The following is an 18,024-nucleotide window of genomic DNA, read 5'->3' as shown; positions in this document are numbered from 1 at the left end:
CCCGCCGTGTAACATAGGGGCGTTGCGAGCCGGGTTTCGGCTCGAACAACGGGTGCGGTGCATGCATATCCGCGTGTCCCGTTCCTGCGTGTCACACGCGAAGCTTCCCTGATCGGGCGGTCTTCGGTAGTGGCTGCCGGGCCCCAAACGATTGGGGAGCGCCCGGCCGCTTCGATCGACGGCCGTAGCCGACTGGACTCACCTGTGATGACGCGAAACAGCTGAACAGTGAATTCAGAAAGGCTGAACGGGCATCCATGTCTGTAGCTGAAATCGACGAAGGCGTATTCGAAGCGACCGCCGTCATCGACAACGGGAGCTTTGGCACCCGCACCGTACGTTTCGAGACCGGTCGGCTGGCGCAGCAGGCCGCGGGCTCCGTCGTCGCGTACCTCGACGACGAGACCATGCTGCTGAGCGCGACCACCGCCAGCAAGACCCCCAAAGATCATTTCGACTTCTTCCCGCTGACGATCGACGTCGAGGAGCGGATGTACGCCGCAGGGCGCATCCCCGGCTCGTTCTTCCGCCGCGAAGGCCGTCCCTCCACCGACGCGATCCTGACCTGTCGGCTCATCGACCGCCCGCTGCGCCCGACGTTCGTCTCGGGCCTGCGCAACGAGATCCAGGTCGTGGTCACGATCCTGAGCCTGGATCCCAAGGATCTCTACGACGTGCTGGCGATCAACGCCGCATCGGCGTCCACCCAGATTTCCGGCCTGCCGTTCTCCGGTCCGGTCGGCGGCGTGCGCGTCGCCCTCATCAACGGCCAGTGGGTGGCGTTCCCGACCGTCGAGCAGCTCGAGGGAGCGGTGTTCGACATGGTCGTTGCGGGCCGCAAGGCGGGCGATGACGTCGCGATCATGATGGTCGAGGCCGAGGCCACCGACAATGTCATCGAGCTCATCGCCGGTGGCGCGGGCGCACCGACCGAGGCTGTGGTGGCCGAAGGTCTCGAAGCCGCCAAGCCGTTCATCGCCGCGCTGTGCGATGCGCAGCAGGCGCTGGCCGACAAGGCCGCCAAGCCGGTTGCCGACTACCCGCTGTTCCCGGACTACCAGGACGACGTGTACGCGGCCGTTGCGCACGTGGCCGGCGACTCGCTGTCGCAGGCGCTCACCATCGCCGGCAAGCAGGAGCGCGACGAGCGCACCGACGAGATCAAGAACGAGGTCCTCGGAGAGCTCAGCGAGACGTTCGCCGGGCGCGAGAAGGAAATCGGTGCAGCCTACCGCTCGCTGACCAAAAAGCTTGTCCGCCAGCGCATTCTGACCGATCACTTCCGCATCGACGGCCGCGGTGTCACCGACATTCGCGCGCTGTCCGCCGAGGTCGCGATCATCCCGCGGGCGCACGGCAGCGCGCTGTTCGAGCGCGGCGAGACCCAGATCATGGGTGTCACCACGCTCGACATGGTCAAGATGGCTCAGCAGATCGACTCGCTCGGGCCGGAAACCTCCAAGCGCTACATGCACCACTACAACTTCCCGCCGTATTCGACCGGTGAGACCGGCCGCGTCGGCTCCCCGAAGCGTCGGGAAATCGGCCACGGCGCGCTCGCAGAGCGTGCCCTGATGCCGGTGCTGCCGAGTGTCGAAGAGTTCCCGTACGCGATTCGCCAGGTGTCGGAAGCGTTGGGCTCCAACGGTTCCACGTCGATGGGCTCGGTGTGCGCCTCGACGCTGTCGCTGCTGAACGCCGGTGTGCCGCTCAAGGCTCCCGTCGCCGGTATCGCGATGGGTCTGGTGTCCGACGACGTCGATGGTGAACGTCGCTTCGTCACGCTGACCGACATCCTCGGTGCCGAGGATGCCTTCGGCGACATGGACTTCAAGTGCGCAGGCACCAAGGACTTCGTCACCGCCCTGCAGCTGGACACCAAGCTGGACGGCATTCCGTCGCAGGTGCTGGCCGGTGCTCTCGCTCAGGCCAAGGACGCTCGCCTGACCATCCTCGAGGTGATGGCCGAGGCCATCGACGAGCCCGACGAGATGAGCCCGTACGCGCCTCGTGTCACCGCCATCAAGGTGCCGGTGGACAAGATCGGCGAGGTCATCGGGCCCAAGGGCAAGATGATCAACTCGATCACCGAGCAGACCGGCGCGTCGATCTCCATCGAGGACGACGGCACCGTGTTCGTCGGCGCCACCGACGGCCCGTCGGCGCAGGCGGCGATCGACATGATCAACGCGATCGCGAACCCGCAGCTGCCCAAGGTCGGCGAGCGGTTCCTCGGAACCGTGGTCAAGACCACCGATTTCGGCGCCTTCGTCTCGCTGCTGCCCGGTCGCGACGGCCTGGTGCACATCTCGAAGCTGGGCAAGGGCAAGCGGATCGCCAAGGTCGAGGATGTCGTCAAGCTCGGTGACAAGCTCCGCGTGGAGATCGCCGACATCGACAACCGCGGCAAGATCTCGCTGATCCTGGTGTCCGAAGACGGGGCAGACGCTCCCGAGGACGCTGCACCGGCACCCGTTGATGCCGATGCCGCGACCGCCAGCAGCTAAGAGCCCCGCACTTCGCCGCGGCCGGCGCCTCGCTGAGGCGCCGGTTGCGGTGCGGCGTACGGTACTTCCCGGCGGACTGCGGGTCGTCACCGAATATGTGCCATCGGTGCGATCGGCCTCGGTGGGCGTCTGGGTGAACGTCGGTTCCCGCGATGAGGGTCCGACCGTTGCCGGTGCCGCGCATTTCCTGGAGCATCTGCTGTTCAAGGCGACGCCGAGTCGCACTGCCGTCGAGATCGCGCAGTCCGTCGACGCCGTCGGCGGTGAGCTCAACGCGTTCACCGCCAAGGAACACACCTGCTACTACGCCCACGTTCTGGACGACGATCTGGAGTTGGCGGTCGATCTGGTGGCCGACGTGGTGCTCAACGGTGTGTGCGCGCCCCACGACGTCGAACTGGAACGTGACGTCGTGCTCGAAGAGATCGCGATGCGCGACGACGATCCCGAAGACGCCCTGGGCGACGTGTTCCTGTCGGCGATGTTCGGGGACCATCCAGTCGGACGGCCGGTGATCGGCAGTGTCGATTCGGTGTCGGGGATGACCCGATCGCAGCTGCATTCATTCCATGTGCGCCGCTACACCCCAGAGCGAATGGTCGTGGCGGTCGCGGGCAATATCGATCACGACGAGGTAGTCCGGTTGGTGCGCAAGCACTTCGGGTCACACCTGATCAAGGGCCGCACACCGCGGGCTCCACGCAAGGGCACCGGCCGGGCTCCCGGCGCACCCCGACTGGAGCTGATCACTCGTGACGCCGAGCAGACCCATCTGTCGCTGGGTGTTCGGGTACCGGGGCGGCACTGGCCGAACCGCTGGGCCCTGTCCGTGCTCAACACCGCCCTCGGCGGCGGACTGAGTTCCCGGCTCTTCCAACAGATTCGGGAGAACCGCGGGCTGGCGTATTCGGTGTACTCCTCGGTTGACAGCTTCTCGGATGCCGGGGCATTGTCGGTGTATGCGGCATGCCTTCCCGAGCGCTTCGACGAGGTGGTGCGGTTGACCACCGAAGTCCTCGAGGGTGTCGCGCGTGATGGCATCACCGAGACCGAGTGCCGCATCGCCAAGGGCTCGATCCGCGGCGGCATGGTGCTCGGCCTGGAGGATTCGGCGTCGCGGATGCACCGTCTCGGTCGCAGCGAGCTGAACTATGGTGAATACCGCAGCGTCGCGAGCACTCTGGAGCGCATCGACGAAGTCACCCTGGATCAGGTCAACGCGGTTGCCCGCCAGGTGCTCACCAAGCCTTTCGGTGCGGCCGTCCTGGGGCCGCACAAGTCCAAACGATCTCTGCCGCAGCCACTTCGGACGATCAGGAGCTAGCCGTGCCTCTCAGCCTGCAGGACTTGGCAGTACCGATTCTGGGTGCACCAATGGCAGGCGGTCCGAGCACGCCCGCCCTGGCGGCCGCGGTGTCCAACGCCGGTGGCCTGGGATTCGTGGCAGCCGGCTATCTGACAGCGGACAAGTTCGCCGAGGTGATCGCCGGTGCTCGCGCGTTGACGTCGGCACCGATCGGGGTGAATCTCTTTGTGCCGCAGCCGTCGGCGGCAAACGTCGATGAGCTGGCACGCTACCGCGACCTGCTCGCCCCACTTGCCGAACACTACGGTGCCGAGATCCCGCGGCCCCATCCCGACGACGACGCCTGGCAAGCCAAGCTGGATGTGGTCGCCGATACCGCACCGGAGGTGGCCTCGTTCACGTTCGGTTGCCCGGCACCGGAAATCATTGCCCGTCTGCGTGATCGGGGCGTGCTGGTCGCGGTGACGGTCACCAGCCTGGACGAAGCGGGGGTGGCGGTGGGCGCGGGCGCCGACGCTCTGGTGGTGCAGGGCCCCGAAGCGGGTGGGCATCGCGGGACGTTCGATCCGGTCGTCCGGCCCGGCGATGAGCCGCTGGATTCGCTGCTGTCCGCGATCGTCGCGGCCTACGCCCTGCCGGTGATCGCGGCGGGTGGTCTGTCCAGTGCGGCGGATGTCCGGCGGGTGCTGGACGGGGGAGCGGTCGCGGCGCAGGCTGGTACGGCGTTCTTGCTGGCCGACGAGGCCGGGACCAACTCCGCCCACCGCGAGGCACTGACCGATGAGAACTTCACCGAAACCGTGGTGACACGGGCTTTTTCGGGCCGGTATGCGCGCGGCCTGGCGAATGACTTCACCGCGCGCTATGACGATGTGGCGCCGCTGGGCTATCCGGAAGTCAACCAGATGACCGGTCCGCTGCGCCGCGGCGCCGTCGCCGCAGGCGATCCCCATGGCACCAACCTGTGGGCGGGCACCGCGTGGCGGGAGATCAGCGGGGGCAGTGCAGCCGACATCGTGGCGGCATTGGCTGGGGATGCTCGATGAGCCTGTCTCGCCGCCGTCTTCTGGTCACCGGCACCGCGCTGACAGTCCTCGCAGCCTGTGGCACGAAACCCTCACCCGCCCGTCCGACACTCAGCGATCCGGCCGAGCCACTGCCGCCCGTCGAGCAGCGCATCGGCGATCTGGAGAAGCGGCACAACGCATTTGTGGGGCTCTATGCCCAGAACCTGGATTCTGCGGTGGAGCTGGCGCATCGAGATGGCGACCCGTTCGCGATGTGCTCGACGTTCAAGGCCTACCTCTCGGCGCGGGTGCTGCAGAAGGCGCAGGCGGGCGAGTTGCGGCTGACGGACACGATGCTGGTCGACCCCGCGGAACTGAAACCCAATTCCCCGCGCACCGAGCCCAATGCTGGTCAGCCCATGGCTATTTCGGATCTGTGCGCGGCGGCGCTGCAAGTCAGCGACAACACCGCCGCCAACATGTTGCTGCGCACCATCGGCGGCCCGCCGGCGATCACCGCGTTCGCCCGGTCCATCGGGGATGATCGCAGCCGGTTGGACCGCTGGGAGACAGAGCTGAATTCGGCTCTTCCCGGCGATCCGCGCGACACCAGCACGCCGCGCGCGCGCTCGGCGGCGGGTTCGCGCGGGTGTTGACCGGGGACGTCCTCGACGGGTCGCACCGCAAGCAGCTCGAGGACTGGATGCGTGCCAACACCACCTCGAGCATGCGGGGCGGGTTGCCGGCGGGCTGGACAACCGCCGACAAGACCGGATCAGGCGACTATGCCAGCACCAATGACGTCGGGATCGCGTTCGGGCCGGGCGGCGAACGCGTTCTTCTGGCGATCATGACCCGTACACGATCCGACGATGCGCATGCCGAGCCGCTGCGCCAGCTCATCGCCGAGGTGACGACCCTGGTGTTGCCGGAGGTGACCCGCCCGCGATGAGTTTCGGTCCCGCTGGGTGTCAGTACTGAGGACCGACGACATCAGCCGAAAGGATCCATCGTGAGTGAGTACGCCGCCCCGGTCGGGGCACCCATCTGGTTCGACCTGATGAGCAGCGATCCCGCGCGGGCGGCGGAGTTCTATCAGGCGATCTTCGGCTGGGAGCTCGAGGGACCGGCGAACCCGGAGTTCGGGGGCTACCAGAATTTCACCCGCAACGGTAAGCGGGTCGCCGGGCTGATCCCGCCGATGGGTGAGGGCCCGGCGAGCATCTGGTCGGTGTACCTGCACACCAGTGACGGCAACGCCACCGTTGCGGCGGCGGAGGCCGCGGGCGCGACAGTGATGGTGCCCCCGATGGCCGTCGGCGATCTGGGCTCGATGATGGTGGTCACCGACCCCGCCGGGGCGGTCATCGGGTTCTGGCAGCCCGGGACGCATCCCGGGTTCACCGAGTGGGGTGAGCACGGCACGCCGTACTGGTTCGAATGTCAAAGCAAGGACTACGACGCATCACTGGCGTTCTACCGCCAGGCGCTCGGGGCGCGGATCGAGGAGATCGGCACCGGCGGCGCCCCGGATGCCGTCGGCCCCGAACACTACGGCCAGGTGTTCGCCGGGGAGAGCGCATATTCGGGGATCATGGACGCCGCCAAGCTCATGCCCGCTGAGGTGCCGTCCTTCTGGCAGGTGTACATCACCGTCGACGATGTGTCCGCCACGGTGAAGCAGGCCGAGGGACTCGGCGCCCAGCTGCTGATGCCCGTCGAAGAGACGCCGTACGGAACCTTGGCGGCGATCAAAGATCCCTTGGGTGCGCTGATCTGCCTCGGCCATCCGCCGGCCGGGATGTGAGACCAACGAACCGGGACGCTGCGGTGAGCAGTCCCGGTTCGCTGTGCAGTAGTGAGCTGTTGGCTCACTGAGGTTTTCAGGCCATCAGGCCGGCCGGATCGGTGTACGGCAGATTGAGGTCGTTGGCGACCTCGTGGTTGAGCAGCTGCCCGTGATGGGTGGACAAGCCCTTGGCCAGCGCCGGATCGGACCCGCAGGCATCCTGCCAGCCCTTGTCGGCGAGCTTGATGACGTACGGCATGGTCGCGTTGGTCAGTGCGTAGGTCGAGGTCCGCGGGACCGCACCGGGCATGTTGGCCACGCAGTAGAACACCGCGTCGTGCACCCGGAAGGTCGGGTCGTCGTGCGTGGTGGGCTTGGAATCCTCGAAGCAGCCACCCTGATCGATGGCGATGTCCACCAGGACCGCGCCGGGCTTCATCTGTGCCACAGTCGCATTCGTGACGAGCTTCGGAGCCTTGGCGCCCGGGACCAGCACGGCGCCGATGACCAGATCGGCCTGCTTCACGGCATCTTCGAGGTCGAGCCGCGAGGAGTAGCGGGTTTCGATGGCACCGCCGTACTCGGCGTCGATCTTGCGCAGGATGTTGATGTTGAGGTCGAACACGGTGACGTGCGCGCCCATACCCCAGGCAACGGCGGCGGCGTTGTCGCCGGCCATTCCGCCGCCGATCACCACGACCTTGGCCGGAGCCACACCGGGCACGCCGCCCATCAGTACGCCGCGACCGCCCTGGGTGCGCATCAGGTGATAGGCGCCGACCTGTGCGGCCAGCCGGCCTGCGACCTCGCTCATCGGGGCCAAGAGAGGAAGCGCCACCGATCCGTCTGAACCAGTGGTCTGCACCGTCTCGTAGGCGATCGACGTGGTGCCGGAGGCCAGCAGGGCGTCGGTGCACGGACGCGAGGCGGCCAGGTGCAGATAGGTGAACAGGGTCTGGTCTTTGCGCATCCGCGAGTACTCGGCCTCGATGGGCTCCTTGACCTTCAGCAGCAGGTCGGCCTCGGCCCACACCTGGTCGGCACTGTTGATGATCTGTGCACCGGCGGCCTTGAAGTCGTCGTCGTGGATGGCGGAACCCTCACCGGCGCCGGCCTGGACGATGACCTCGTGGCCGCGGCGGACCAGTTCGGACACGCCGGCCGGGGTGATGGCGACGCGGTACTCGTTGTTCTTGATCTCGGTCGGAATGCCGACGCGCATGATCGCTCCTCGATTGGAAATTGGCTTGGGAAGAAGTGTGAAGAAAATTCGAGCACAATGCAATCGTATTGCCGAAAATTCGATAGATTGTCGTGATGGTTGAAGAATCGGCGATATTGGGTGCTCGTCCGGCAGCTGCGCCGAAGGATGTTCGGGCCGAATTGGACGACGTCGACCGGCGGATTCTGGCCACCCTGCACGCGGACGCCCGCATCTCCAACAGCGCACTGGCGGACGCTGTCGGTATCGCGCCGTCGACCTGTCACGGCCGGGTGCGCAGGCTGCAGGACATCGGTGTGATCCGCGGCTTCTACACCGATATCGATCCGGCCGCGATCGGGTTGTCGTTGCAGGCGATGATCTCGGTGAGCCTGCAATCCAACGCCCGCGGAAAGATCCTCAGCTTCATCGAACACATCCGGCGCAAGCCGCAGGTGATGGACGTGTACTTCCTGGCCGGCGCCGACGATTTCATCATCCATGTGGCCGCCCGCGACACCGACGACCTGCGCTCGTTCGTCGTCGAAAACCTCAACTCCGACGCCGACGTGGCGGGAACCCAGACGTCGTTGATCTTCGAGCACCTGCGCGGTGCCGCTCCGCTCTAGTCGGCCAATGCCCCTGGCGCCCAACGTAACGCCACGGCGGGAAATCGCGCCGATCATCGCCGTGGCATTACTTTCGGCGCGCCGAAGACGCCGTCGACGATTTCGGTTTCGGCTTACTGTCCGGTTTCGCGACCTTGGTGGCAGTGCGCTGGGACGCGCTGGCCGGCGTATGCGGATCGGGAATGTCGACCGGCCGGTGGTAGGCCTTCTCGATGATCGGGCGCAGCTTCTTGTCCAGCGCCGGGGCCAGTGGTCCAGCCCAGGCGACGAGGGGCAGCGTCTTCGTCGGCACCCACACATAGGTGACGTTGCCCGGCTGTCCGGCCACGTCCGGTGTGTACCGCAGGTTGTTGGGATCGGCCAGGTCGACGTTGCGGTAGTTCGTGTGGATGGAGAACATGCCGGCGACGGCGTTGGCAACCGCGAGCAGGTTGGATGTGTCGTCCGGCCAGTCGGCCCAGCCGTCGTACTGCCGGATGACCTCGGTGCCCGTGTAGGCGGTGTCCACCGGCAGCCAGGGGGTGGTCGAACTCTCGGTCTTGGGTCGCCGACCCCCGTACGGATTCTCCGGGTTGCCGATCGAGACCCAGGTCAGACGGGACGGGTCGGGTGCGTTGGCGGGGTCGGCGGCAAACCGGCGCAGGTCGGAGTAGACCACCTGTCCGCCCTGGCTATGGCCGAACAGGACGATTTGCTCGTCGCCCGGAAGTTTCGCGATTGCCTGTTGCACCTTCGTCGCGCCCTGGTCAGTGAAGGCGCCGGTAGGAAACGCGAAGTAGTCGACCGGCTGACAATGATTTGGGCTCTTGCACAGGTCACCCTGCAGCTGCGTCGGCACGAAATGCACAAGATGCTGCATCCCGACGAAACCGCCTTCGAGTGTGAGCACTGTTGCGGCGTTACTCACCGGAGCCGCCGCGATCAACGCGGCGCTGATTGCTATGGCCAATCCAGTTTTTGTGAACATCCCCGACCTCCCCAGGGAAATGGTAGGTCCTAGCAACCCGCGGTGAACGGTGATTGGTGCATTGAGGTGAGGGTGGACTGCGCCTCGATAGGCTGCAGGTATGCGAGTTGCGGTCCTGGGAGCCAGAGGCAAAGTCGGAACCACGATGTGTGACGCCGTCCGTGCGGCCGATGATCTGACGCTGAGCGCCGAAGTCGACGCCGGGGATGCGCTGTCGCTGTTGACCGACAGCGACACCGAGGTGGTCATCGACTTCACCCATCCCGATGTGGTGATGGACAACCTGAAGTTCCTGATCGACAACGGGATCCATGCCGTCGTCGGCACCACCGGCTTCACCGACGAGCGCCTGGACACCGTCCGTTCCTGGTTGGCCGACAAGCCCGAGTCCGCTGTTCTGATCGCACCCAACTTCGCGATCGGGGCCGTGCTGTCGATGCACTTCGCGCAGAAGGCCGCGCCCTACTTCGAATCCGTCGAAGTGATCGAATTGCACCACCCGCACAAAGCCGACTCCCCCTCCGGCACCGCGACCCGCACCGCCCGGTTGATCGCCGAAGCGCGAAAAGGCTTGCCGCCCAACCCCGATGCCACCAGTACCGGCTTGGAAGGAGCTCGCGGAGCCGATGTCGACGGCGTGCCGGTGCACTCCATTCGGCTGACCGGGCTGGTCGCGCATCAGGAGGTGCTGTTCGGCACCCTCGGGGAGACGCTGACAATCCGGCACGATAGCCTGGACCGCACCTCGTTCGTGCCCGGTGTGCTGCTCGCGGTCCGCCAGATCGCCACCCGGCCCGGCCTCACCATCGGAATCGAACCGCTGCTCGACCTGTGAACTCTGCCCTGCGCGTCCAGCTCCTGATCGGCCTCATGTGTGCGGCCCTGGTGGTCTACTTTCTGCTGCTGGGCCGCACCGGTGTCACTCTGATCGGCACCGGCACTCCCGTCGCCGTCGCATTCGGCATCGGGGTGTTGATCCTGCCCGTCGTCGGGGCCTGGGCGATGGTGGCGACGCTGAGGGCCGGCTTTGCCCACCAGAGGCTGGCGCGGCTGGCCGCCGAGGCCGGGATGGAACTCGATGTGAGCCAGCTGCCGCGGACGCCTTCGGGACGTATCGAACGCGACGCCGCGGACGCGCTGTTCGACACGGTGCGGGCCGAACTGGAAGCCGATCCGGACAACTGGCAGCGGTGGTACCGGTTGGCGCGGGCCTATGACTATGCGGGGGATCGCGGCCGAGCCCGTGAGACGATGCGTAAAGCCGTTGCCTTGCAGGCGGAGGTGACGCGGTGACAACTGATTCCCCGGGTGCGCGTCTCTTCAACGCCGTGAGTAACGTCTTGCGGCGCCCGGCCATGCGACCGGTGACCCGCGTGATCAGCGGACTGCACTCCGCGGCGTACCGCCTGAGTGGCGGCAAGGCCCAGAACCCGAAATATCCGACGATGCTGCTGACCGTGACCGGACGAAAGACCGGCAAGTCGCGAACCGTGCCACTGATCTACATCGAGGACGGCGACCGGTTCGTGATCGCGGCGGCGTACTCCGGCAGTGACACCGACCCCGTGTGGTGGCTGAACCTGAAAGCCAATCCCTCTGCGCTCGTGCAGGTTAGGGGCGCGACTGTCCGCGTCGAGGCCGCCGAAGCCGGCGCTGATGAGCGCGACGAGCTCTGGCGACGACTGGTGCAGATGTATCCGTACTTCGCCGACTACGAGACAAGGACGACGCGCCAGTTCCCGGTCATCGTTCTGACTCCCACGGCGACGTGAGCGCTGGGAGCCCATGGTGTCGGAGATGAAACGCCTACTGCTCGTGCATCACACGCCGTCGCCGCACTGCCAGGAGCTGTTCGAGGCGGTGCTCGCCGGTGCGACCGACCCCGAGATCGACGGCGTGGACGTCATTCGGCGTCCGGCACTCACTGTGTCGGCGGTCGACATGCTGGAGGCGGACGCCTACCTGCTGGGCAGCCCCGCCAATCTCGGCTACATCAGCGGCGCGCTCAAACACGCTTTCGACCAGTCCTACTACCAGATCCTGGATGCGACACGGGGCAGGCCGTTCGGTGTCTACCTGCACGGTAACGAGGGCACCGAGGGGGCGCAGCGCGCCATCGACGGCATCACCGCCGGGTTGGGCTGGGTGCGAGCCGCCGAGACGGTGATCGTGTCCGGCAAGCCGACCAAGGATGACCTGGAGGCGTGCTGGAATCTCGGCGCGACGGTCGCTGCTGGGCTGATGGAGTGAATACCGCTTAGCCGGATGGTGTTTCGAGGTCTGCTTGAGAGAACAGCGATTTCGCGTTGATCGGTTGCACGGACGCCGGATCCACCCGATTCATCGCACTGGTGAATGCCGACGCGGCAACAGGACTGGCGATGTCCGACTGCTCGCTGGTGGATGTGGCCCGGAGGGATGACGTGGTCGGGTTCAGCCCGAGGATCTGCTGTCCCACGCCGTCGATCTGGTGGACATTGAAGTTGCCGGGCCGGATGAGGATCTGCTGCTGCTGGCGTCCAATCTGTTGATCGGAGTCGGGTGCCTGGGTGTTGGTGGCGGTGGGTGCCATCCGGAGCTCCGGTGGAAATGTCGAATTCGACCCTTTGCCATCGCCACTGAGCAGATTGCTCTTACTGCCGGCGCCGTTCTCCGGCTCGTTGCCGATGTCCTGTCCGTGGCCATGGACGTGATGAGGGGTAGGCGCAAACAGCTGCCCGCCGAACAACGGCGTCGGCACGGCCGAGGGCGCTGGAGTCGGTGTCTGCGGTGGCGATGGTGCCGCGCCGGCTTGCTCAAGATACTGACGCCAAGCCTGAAGATAACCGAAAAGCTGCTGCGCATAGTCAGCCGGCGCGGGAGGAATGGGCTGTGCCATGAACGGTGGGGACTGTCCACCCGCCGTGGCGGTGGGCGTCACAAACGGATTGGCCGGCGGTGGCGGGCTTCCCGCCAAGGTAGCCCACTGCTGCAGAAGCTGTTGTCCTGCTTGGAGATAGGCGAACAGCTGTTGCATGTAGTCCGGTGACGGAGTGAACATTCCAAAACCTCCTGCAGGTGCGGTGGGAACGGCGGTAGGGCTGCCGAGCGGAAGGATCGGCGTGTCCAACGGATGCGGCAGCGACTGCTCGCAGAAGTCTGAGTCGAGATTGCGAAGGGCGCGGGTGTCGGCCGGTTCACGGTTCTCGATGTCGAACACGTAACAGTAGTCACCGGCGGGTGTCGGCATCCGAATCGGGCTCGACAGACTCTGATCGAGGAAGCCGTAGGGAAACACCCAATCGAGAGCCGGGCTCTTCTCGCGACGATCGGCACCGCCCGTTTCGACCCAGATGTAGTGGTCGAGAATGGCATTGACAGCATGGCGACCCGACTCGCACGCCGCTTCCATCGATGTCAACCGAGTGAACGTCTTGTTCCACGTGCCTGCGAAGACGACGGAATTGTTGTGCACTTGATAGCCACCGTGGCGCGCTTGCCAGACGTTGTGCTGTTCGAGGTTGTCGAGCCAAACATCCTCGGGCGGTACGTAACTCCACGATGTTCCGTGCGGGTTCCACGGCTCAGCGCTCGGCCGGTTGTCCCAATCACCGACGATGGGGACCAGATACGGGGTGTCGTTACGGATCACCCGGCCCTGCCCCTGACCGGGTCCCGCGGCCATGACGAGACCGCGATCGAGCGCGTACCACATCGGCATGGGAACCACCCCTTGGCCGCCTGACCCGGAGTTACTGGCCAGTGCGGAGGTGATCTGGCGCCAGACTTCTGCGGCGATCTCGTCAGGAGTGCAGTCGCGTGCCGCTTTGCCCAGGCCGAACTCGTTCACCACGTGCGACGACGGCGTATTGAAATCGCCGATATCGACCGACAGCACCGAAACGTGGCCGTCGCGATCCAGAATCGGGCGGTTCTCCCACAATCCGGTCTGGTTGACCGACGACAGCCCCCATTCGCTGCCGACGTAGAGCATGTGACCTCGAACCAGCTGGAACTCGGTATCGAAGTAGAACTGGATACCGCCCAGTGTCTGGAACCGATCCCATGGCACTCGACCCAGCTCGTCCATCGAGTAAGGGTTGCGCCGCCGCGTGGGTCGGGTCGCGCCGGGCTGCAGGGGGCCGTCGGGTGGGGGAGCGATGGTCGTGAAACCGTCGAGCTTGGCCGCGGTACCGCCCGTGCCCGCGGCGTGCAGCGCGGTGGCGAGGTGCTCGGCAGCCGGGGCGTCGACGGCGACGACGGCATAATCCGCGGTGACGCGCGACCCGTCGGCGAACGTGATCTGTGCACGGGGACGCAGGTGGGGCGGCTTCGTCGAATCGACGGTGGGCGGGTCGATGCGCGTTGCCGCCTTACGGGCGAAGCGGACGCCGAGAGCGACCAGGTGGTGATACCAGTGATCGAACCACGACTCGGTGGTGGGACCGTTGAGCACACCGTCGGCCTTGTTGTCGCGGCGGTCCATGCTCAGGTACAGCTGCAGATTCGTGCTGAGGTTCGTGCGCGCGTCTCCCCAGCGTGAGTCGAGCGCGACCAAAACCCTTGGCATTTGGCGTAACAGCTTGTCGCACTGCGGGGTGTAGGAGTATTTGGCGGTTCCGGTTTGGGGGTCGTATCCGACAAAGAAGTCGTATGCCGATACGTTCTGCAGTTCTTCCGCGCGGCGCAGTGGGCTCGTGACGAGATAGCGGAGCAGCCTGCTCTCATAGGTGGCGATGTCGCTGGGGGCGAACCCCAGAGTCGTCAATTGACTCAGGACGCCGAGGAATTCAGCGGGGCTGCGCGGGAGTTCCCGGGGAAACACCAACGATGGCGCACCGTCTGCTGTGGCGCCCTGAGTGACCACCCGTCGGACGTTGTCATAGACGGTGCGCGAGGTCGGCGTCCAGTGAGCTGTGTCGTCGGCGCGGTGGACATGCTGGTAAACCGGAATGCGCTGGAACATGTCCCAGATGTGTAGGTAGTACGCCGGGAAGAAGCGAAAGCCGTGTTCGCCTGCGACGGCACGCCCCGGTGCAGGCGGATGGCCCCGTCGTCCGGGGAATGCACGCAGTTCGGCTTGGCTCCCGTCGCGCGTGCCCACCGTCGAATACTGAGAGGCGGCAAGGCCACCGAGCTTGACGGGTGGGTATGTCCCCGTGCGTTGGGGTCCCAACCCGTTGCGTTCATCCTGTTGGGCTTCGTACACCGTGACGATGAAGCCGCGTTCGGCGAGCTCGTGTGCAGCGGTGAGCCCCGCGATACCGGCGCCGAGCACTGCCACGCAGGGCCGGCGCTTGCAGGAGGCCGGGGTCGTGATGCTGTGGTCGGTCATGGCACGCCTGCCCGAAGCTCCGACAGCAGCGTGGGGACCGAGGCCGCTCGAACGGCGCCGTGGAGGTATGCCAGCAGTGTGTCGTGGGCGCGCTGAACGTCATCGAGGCAACCGCAAACCGACACCGCACCGGCTTCCACGGCCTCGTCGAGACCGACTCTGGCGTCGATCAGATCGAGAATGGCGGTTCGCGAGGTTCGGACCCGGACCCTGGCCGCCTCCGCAGGGCCGTCCGACACCTGGAGGCGCTCACCCGTGGCGTGGACCGAGAAGACGTCGTCGCCGACGCCGAGTTCAACGACCAGGCCGCCGAGTTCGGCAACCAGCAACCGATAACTGGCGGGCATATCGTCCGCGAGATGGTCCACCGACCGTCGGAAGAGCGACGACACCTGTTCAGCCATAGAGGAACTCGAATACTCCGGTACCGACGAAGGCGAAGTCCTCGCCATTGATCGTGCCGTTCACCCGAACCTTGCCGTCGGTTTCGCACAGCACGGTCGATCGGTCCAGGCGCACTTCGCTCGGTTGCGCCAGGCGAGCGTAGGACCGCGAATGGAACTCGGCATGCACAGAATCGCCTGCTCGTGCCGCGGTGATCTCTACCCGCTCCGGCACACCCGGTACTTCGCCGTCGAGAAGCAGCCGCATCGGAGGGGGAAGGGTGCAGTCCGCGGGGCGGCTGAGTCTGCCATTTGAGTGGGTCTGGACGGCCGCGTGTCGGAATATCGCGGCGGGTTCGTCGTGGCGCCAGACGTAGAGCGATCGCGATACCGACCGCAGCCAGGTGCGGTCAGTTATCTCGACGAACACCATCGACCACGGGTCTTCGGGGGCGGTGGGCAAGATGGTTCCCCAGGTCCAGCCGAAATCGTCGCCCCACCGGAATCGGCCCCAGTTGTGGTCGTGATAGGCGAGATCGTCGGCGAATCGGTGATGTCGGCCACCGATGTGCAGCCACCCCGTCGCGCGCAGTCGTGGCACGAACAGCCAGCTGATCCGGCCGTCACCCGCAGGTTCGTTGCGAACCACAAACGGCTGGCTGGTCGCAGCGAAATGCAGTTCGCCCCGAATATCGTTCTCAGGCAGATCTATTGACACGCGGTAGCCGTCGGCCTGGACCGTCATCCGGTTGCCGCCGATCGCCAGGTCGCCCAGATCTGGCGATACCTCGATCGCATGCCCGTCGAACCGCTCGATGGCGCCGGTCCAGTTCTCGTCGTGTGCGATGACGATGACGCGGGGTGCCGGCCGCACCTCGTCGGCCCCGAAGACTTCGTTGTTGAGGCTGAAGTTGATCAACACTCGCACGCCGTGACCATGGATCACGAAGTGATGCCACTCCTTGAAGCACGCAGGTCGTGCGCGGGCCAAGATCGGAGTTCGCAAAAAGTCGCTGCGCGCGAGCACGGCGCTCATCGGAGAAACCTTGTGGCGGCGATCGAGGTCGCATTCGTATCCGTCTGTTGAACAGCGCATTTGGCCATCCGCTCTATGGCCGAACCTATGCTGGCCAGCCCGAGCAGGGCATATCCGAAGTCGTCGCAGTCCCGTACCGGCGCGGTGCGGCGGTCGGTGTCGGAGGCCAGAGCGCGAACCACGTCGGCCAGTGCGGTGAGACCGACCAGGTAGCCGATGAAATCGCTCCTGTCGGCAAGCGCGTCACGAGGATCAGTCAGAGTCATGTGAACCCCTCGGGCCGCAGCCGCGCCAGGATGGTGTCGTCGAGGCCCTGCCCGGCGAGGGCGTCGACCAGCAGATCAGCCCACGCGTCCGGGGTTCCGCTTGGCGAAGCGGGGCCGCCGAGAGCGTTGAGGCTCACCATCTCCCACACCCGGCGGAGGTTCTCCACCGATTCGGACGCGGCCAGTCCATCGCGCAATCGCGCTCCGCGAGGGGTACCGGCGTAGCGGCGGCCCTCCGCAATGAGAAGGTCATGCAACCTGCGAGCGGCTGCTGGGTTGCCGAGTACAGCGCGGCGCGCTCTCATCAGCAGGTCGAACACAGCCCGTTCCGTCCCGTCGCCGTCGTCTGGTGGCGGCGGGTGCAGATGTGGTGTCTCCCGCTCGATGAGATCCAGGGTGAGCTCACGGACTCTCTCGAGTTCCGCAAGCATGCCGGCCATCTCTTCGGGTGTCATCGCGTCCGCCCATGCACGTAGTCGACAAGATCGGCTAATACGTCCCGGTGGCGGCTGTGCGGGAACCAATCGAGGGTTGCCAGCACCGCGGCGGCCTTCTCCGCATGTGCTGCGGCGACATCACGCGCATACCTCAGGGATCCGACGTCGCGCATCAATTCGAACAACCAGTGAATTTCGCTGATGCTCTTGCACTCCGACGGCTGGTACCTCTGCAGACGGGCCACGAGTTCGGCGCGCCCCGAGTGCGACAGGTCGCCTTGTGCTGCCAGCCGATCGAGCAGGTCGGTCAGCTCCTCACCGTCAGGACTCGGGCGGCGCTTGGCCAGGATCGCTATGGCGCGATCCTGATCCTTCGGCTCAGCATGGCGCAAGGTGTACAGAAGCATCAGGGTTCGCTTGCCCTCCCACAGGTCCCCGCCGATCTCCTTGCCGTACTCCTGCGGGTCGCCGCGCAGATTGAGCAGGTCGTCGGTGATCTGGAAGGCCGCGCCGAGATGCCGACCGAAGGACTCCAGCGGCTCCATGAGCTCGGGGTCTACCCCCGCAGCGATCGCTCCGGCCTGCAACGGCGTGATGAACGTGTACCAACTGGTTTTCAGTTCCACCATTTTCAGGTAGTCGGCGTCGTTGAGCCGCCAGCTGTTCGAGCGCACCCAGTCCAGTTCCAGCGCCTGGCCGTCGACAGTCAGGCGGGTCATTTTTGCGACCGCTCGCAGAATACGCAGTGCCGGCCCGAGTCCCATTCGTTCGACATTGTCGAGTAGCGGTTGCAGTGAGAGCGAGAGCATGGCGTCGCCGACGTTGATGGCGATCGGGACACCGTGGTCGATGTGCAGCGTGGGTTTGCCTCGCCGCCACCAGGATTCGTCCTCGATGTCATCGTGGATCAAGAACGCGTTGTGGTACAGCTCCAGGGTGGCCGCCGTGGGTAACACTGCCTCGAGATGGCCGCCGAGCCCAAGGCACGCCGCGATGCTCAGTGCCGGCCGAAGCGCCTTGCCGCCCCGCAGCGGATAGTCGAGGATCAGGTCGTAGAGGCCACCTTTGTCACGCTCACCGGGACCGTACAGCCGCGCGATCTCACCGTCACAGGCCTCTTTGCAGAGCGCGAGGTAGTCGTCGAGCGGGCTGCACAGCGGTGGATGACCACCCTCGTGGAGT

At 65.8% G+C, this 18,024-nt stretch carries 17 protein-coding genes and 1 pseudogene; 10 read left to right on the top strand and 8 right to left on the bottom strand.

From position 1 onward, the window contains the following. The first annotated feature begins 257 nt into the window (after nucleotides 1-257). The 5 genes and pseudogenes from D3H54_RS18500 (at nucleotide 258) to D3H54_RS18480 (ending at nucleotide 6,627) form a co-directional block, all read left to right on the top strand. Nucleotides 258-2,507: a polyribonucleotide nucleotidyltransferase gene (locus D3H54_RS18500; protein WP_149380287.1), complete on the top strand. Its 2,250-nt coding sequence runs from the start codon at nucleotides 258-260 to the stop codon at nucleotides 2,505-2,507. After that, nucleotides 2,485-3,831, top strand: coding sequence for a M16 family metallopeptidase (locus D3H54_RS18495; RefSeq protein ID WP_149380286.1), 1,347 nt, complete (start codon nucleotides 2,485-2,487; stop codon nucleotides 3,829-3,831). The genes D3H54_RS18500 and D3H54_RS18495 overlap by 23 nt, the downstream gene beginning before the upstream one ends. Nucleotides 3,832-3,833: 2 nt before the next feature. Continuing rightward, nucleotides 3,834-4,859: a nitronate monooxygenase gene (locus D3H54_RS18490; RefSeq protein ID WP_149380285.1), complete on the top strand. Its 1,026-nt coding sequence runs from the start codon at nucleotides 3,834-3,836 to the stop codon at nucleotides 4,857-4,859. Beyond that, nucleotides 4,856-5,772: pseudogene (gene bla, locus D3H54_RS18485) on the top strand (class A beta-lactamase). Before D3H54_RS18490 ends, bla begins: the two are co-directional and overlap by 4 nt. A gap of 60 nt (nucleotides 5,773-5,832) precedes the next feature. Then, the gene (locus D3H54_RS18480; protein WP_149380284.1) at nucleotides 5,833-6,627 is read left to right on the top strand and encodes a VOC family protein; all 795 of its coding nucleotides are present in this window, start codon (nucleotides 5,833-5,835) and stop codon (nucleotides 6,625-6,627) included. A 76-nt stretch (nucleotides 6,628-6,703) separates the two neighbouring features. On the opposite strand, the gene ald is transcribed toward D3H54_RS18480, so the two are convergent. Continuing rightward, entirely contained in the window at nucleotides 6,704-7,831 is a 1,128-nt protein-coding gene (ald, locus tag D3H54_RS18475; RefSeq protein ID WP_149380283.1) for an alanine dehydrogenase, read from the bottom strand. Nucleotides 7,832-7,926: 95 nt separating this feature from the next. On the opposite strand from ald, the gene aldR reads away from it, so the two are divergent. Further along, nucleotides 7,927-8,439: an HTH-type transcriptional regulator AldR gene (gene aldR / locus D3H54_RS18470; RefSeq protein WP_149380282.1), complete on the top strand. Its 513-nt coding sequence runs from the start codon at nucleotides 7,927-7,929 to the stop codon at nucleotides 8,437-8,439. Between the two features lie 67 nt (nucleotides 8,440-8,506). Here aldR and D3H54_RS18465 read toward each other — a convergent pair whose 3' ends face one another. After that, on the bottom strand, nucleotides 8,507-9,406 hold the full coding sequence (locus D3H54_RS18465) for a PE-PPE domain-containing protein (protein ID WP_149380281.1): 900 nt from the start codon (nucleotides 9,404-9,406) through the stop codon (nucleotides 8,507-8,509). 100 nt (nucleotides 9,407-9,506) lie between these two features. On the opposite strand from D3H54_RS18465, the gene dapB reads away from it, so the two are divergent. The 4 genes from dapB to D3H54_RS18445 are packed head-to-tail and all read left to right on the top strand — an operon-like array spanning nucleotide 9,507 to nucleotide 11,656. Further along, nucleotides 9,507-10,241 (top strand): 4-hydroxy-tetrahydrodipicolinate reductase, encoded by a 735-nt coding sequence (gene dapB / locus D3H54_RS18460; RefSeq protein WP_149380280.1) that lies wholly within the window; start codon nucleotides 9,507-9,509, stop codon nucleotides 10,239-10,241. A gap of 35 nt (nucleotides 10,242-10,276) precedes the next feature. Continuing rightward, nucleotides 10,277-10,699 (top strand): tetratricopeptide repeat protein, encoded by a 423-nt coding sequence (locus D3H54_RS18455; RefSeq protein WP_149383615.1) that lies wholly within the window; start codon nucleotides 10,277-10,279, stop codon nucleotides 10,697-10,699. Then, nucleotides 10,696-11,178 (top strand): nitroreductase family deazaflavin-dependent oxidoreductase, encoded by a 483-nt coding sequence (locus D3H54_RS18450; protein ID WP_149380279.1) that lies wholly within the window; start codon nucleotides 10,696-10,698, stop codon nucleotides 11,176-11,178. Before D3H54_RS18455 ends, D3H54_RS18450 begins: the two co-directional genes overlap by 4 nt. A 25-nt stretch (nucleotides 11,179-11,203) precedes the next feature. Further along, entirely contained in the window at nucleotides 11,204-11,656 is a 453-nt protein-coding gene (locus D3H54_RS18445; RefSeq protein ID WP_149380278.1) for a flavodoxin family protein, read from the top strand. A 7-nt stretch (nucleotides 11,657-11,663) separates the two neighbouring features. Here D3H54_RS18445 and D3H54_RS18440 read toward each other — a convergent pair whose 3' ends face one another. The 6 genes from D3H54_RS18440 to D3H54_RS18415 are packed head-to-tail and all read right to left on the bottom strand — an operon-like array spanning nucleotide 11,664 to nucleotide 17,999. After that, a complete protein-coding gene (locus tag D3H54_RS18440; RefSeq protein WP_149380277.1) occupies nucleotides 11,664-14,720 on the bottom strand; it encodes an FAD-dependent oxidoreductase in 3,057 nt (1,018 codons plus the stop codon). Further along, complete coding sequence (locus D3H54_RS18435; protein ID WP_149380276.1) at nucleotides 14,717-15,124, bottom strand: SCP-2 sterol transfer family protein; 408 nt, start codon at nucleotides 15,122-15,124, stop codon at nucleotides 14,717-14,719. Before D3H54_RS18435 ends, D3H54_RS18440 begins: the two co-directional genes overlap by 4 nt. Further along, a complete protein-coding gene (locus D3H54_RS18430; protein WP_149380275.1) occupies nucleotides 15,117-16,139 on the bottom strand; it encodes a hypothetical protein in 1,023 nt (340 codons plus the stop codon). Before D3H54_RS18430 ends, D3H54_RS18435 begins: the two co-directional genes overlap by 8 nt. Beyond that, nucleotides 16,136-16,405, bottom strand: coding sequence for a hypothetical protein (locus D3H54_RS18425; RefSeq protein ID WP_149380274.1), 270 nt, complete (start codon nucleotides 16,403-16,405; stop codon nucleotides 16,136-16,138). Before D3H54_RS18425 ends, D3H54_RS18430 begins: the two co-directional genes overlap by 4 nt. Next, nucleotides 16,402-16,860, bottom strand: coding sequence for a hypothetical protein (locus D3H54_RS18420; RefSeq protein ID WP_149380273.1), 459 nt, complete (start codon nucleotides 16,858-16,860; stop codon nucleotides 16,402-16,404). Before D3H54_RS18420 ends, D3H54_RS18425 begins: the two co-directional genes overlap by 4 nt. After that, nucleotides 16,857-17,999, bottom strand: coding sequence for a polyprenyl synthetase family protein (locus D3H54_RS18415; protein WP_286199297.1), 1,143 nt, complete (start codon nucleotides 17,997-17,999; stop codon nucleotides 16,857-16,859). Before D3H54_RS18415 ends, D3H54_RS18420 begins: the two co-directional genes overlap by 4 nt. Nucleotides 18,000-18,024 lie beyond the last annotated feature (25 nt).

Origin of the sequence: Mycobacterium sp. ELW1 (assembly GCF_008329905.1) — a bacterium.
GTDB lineage: Bacteria > Actinomycetota > Actinomycetes > Mycobacteriales > Mycobacteriaceae > Mycobacterium.
The sequence above is the reverse complement of the archived record's forward strand: the minus strand, read 5'-3'. Positions and strand labels throughout refer to the sequence as shown.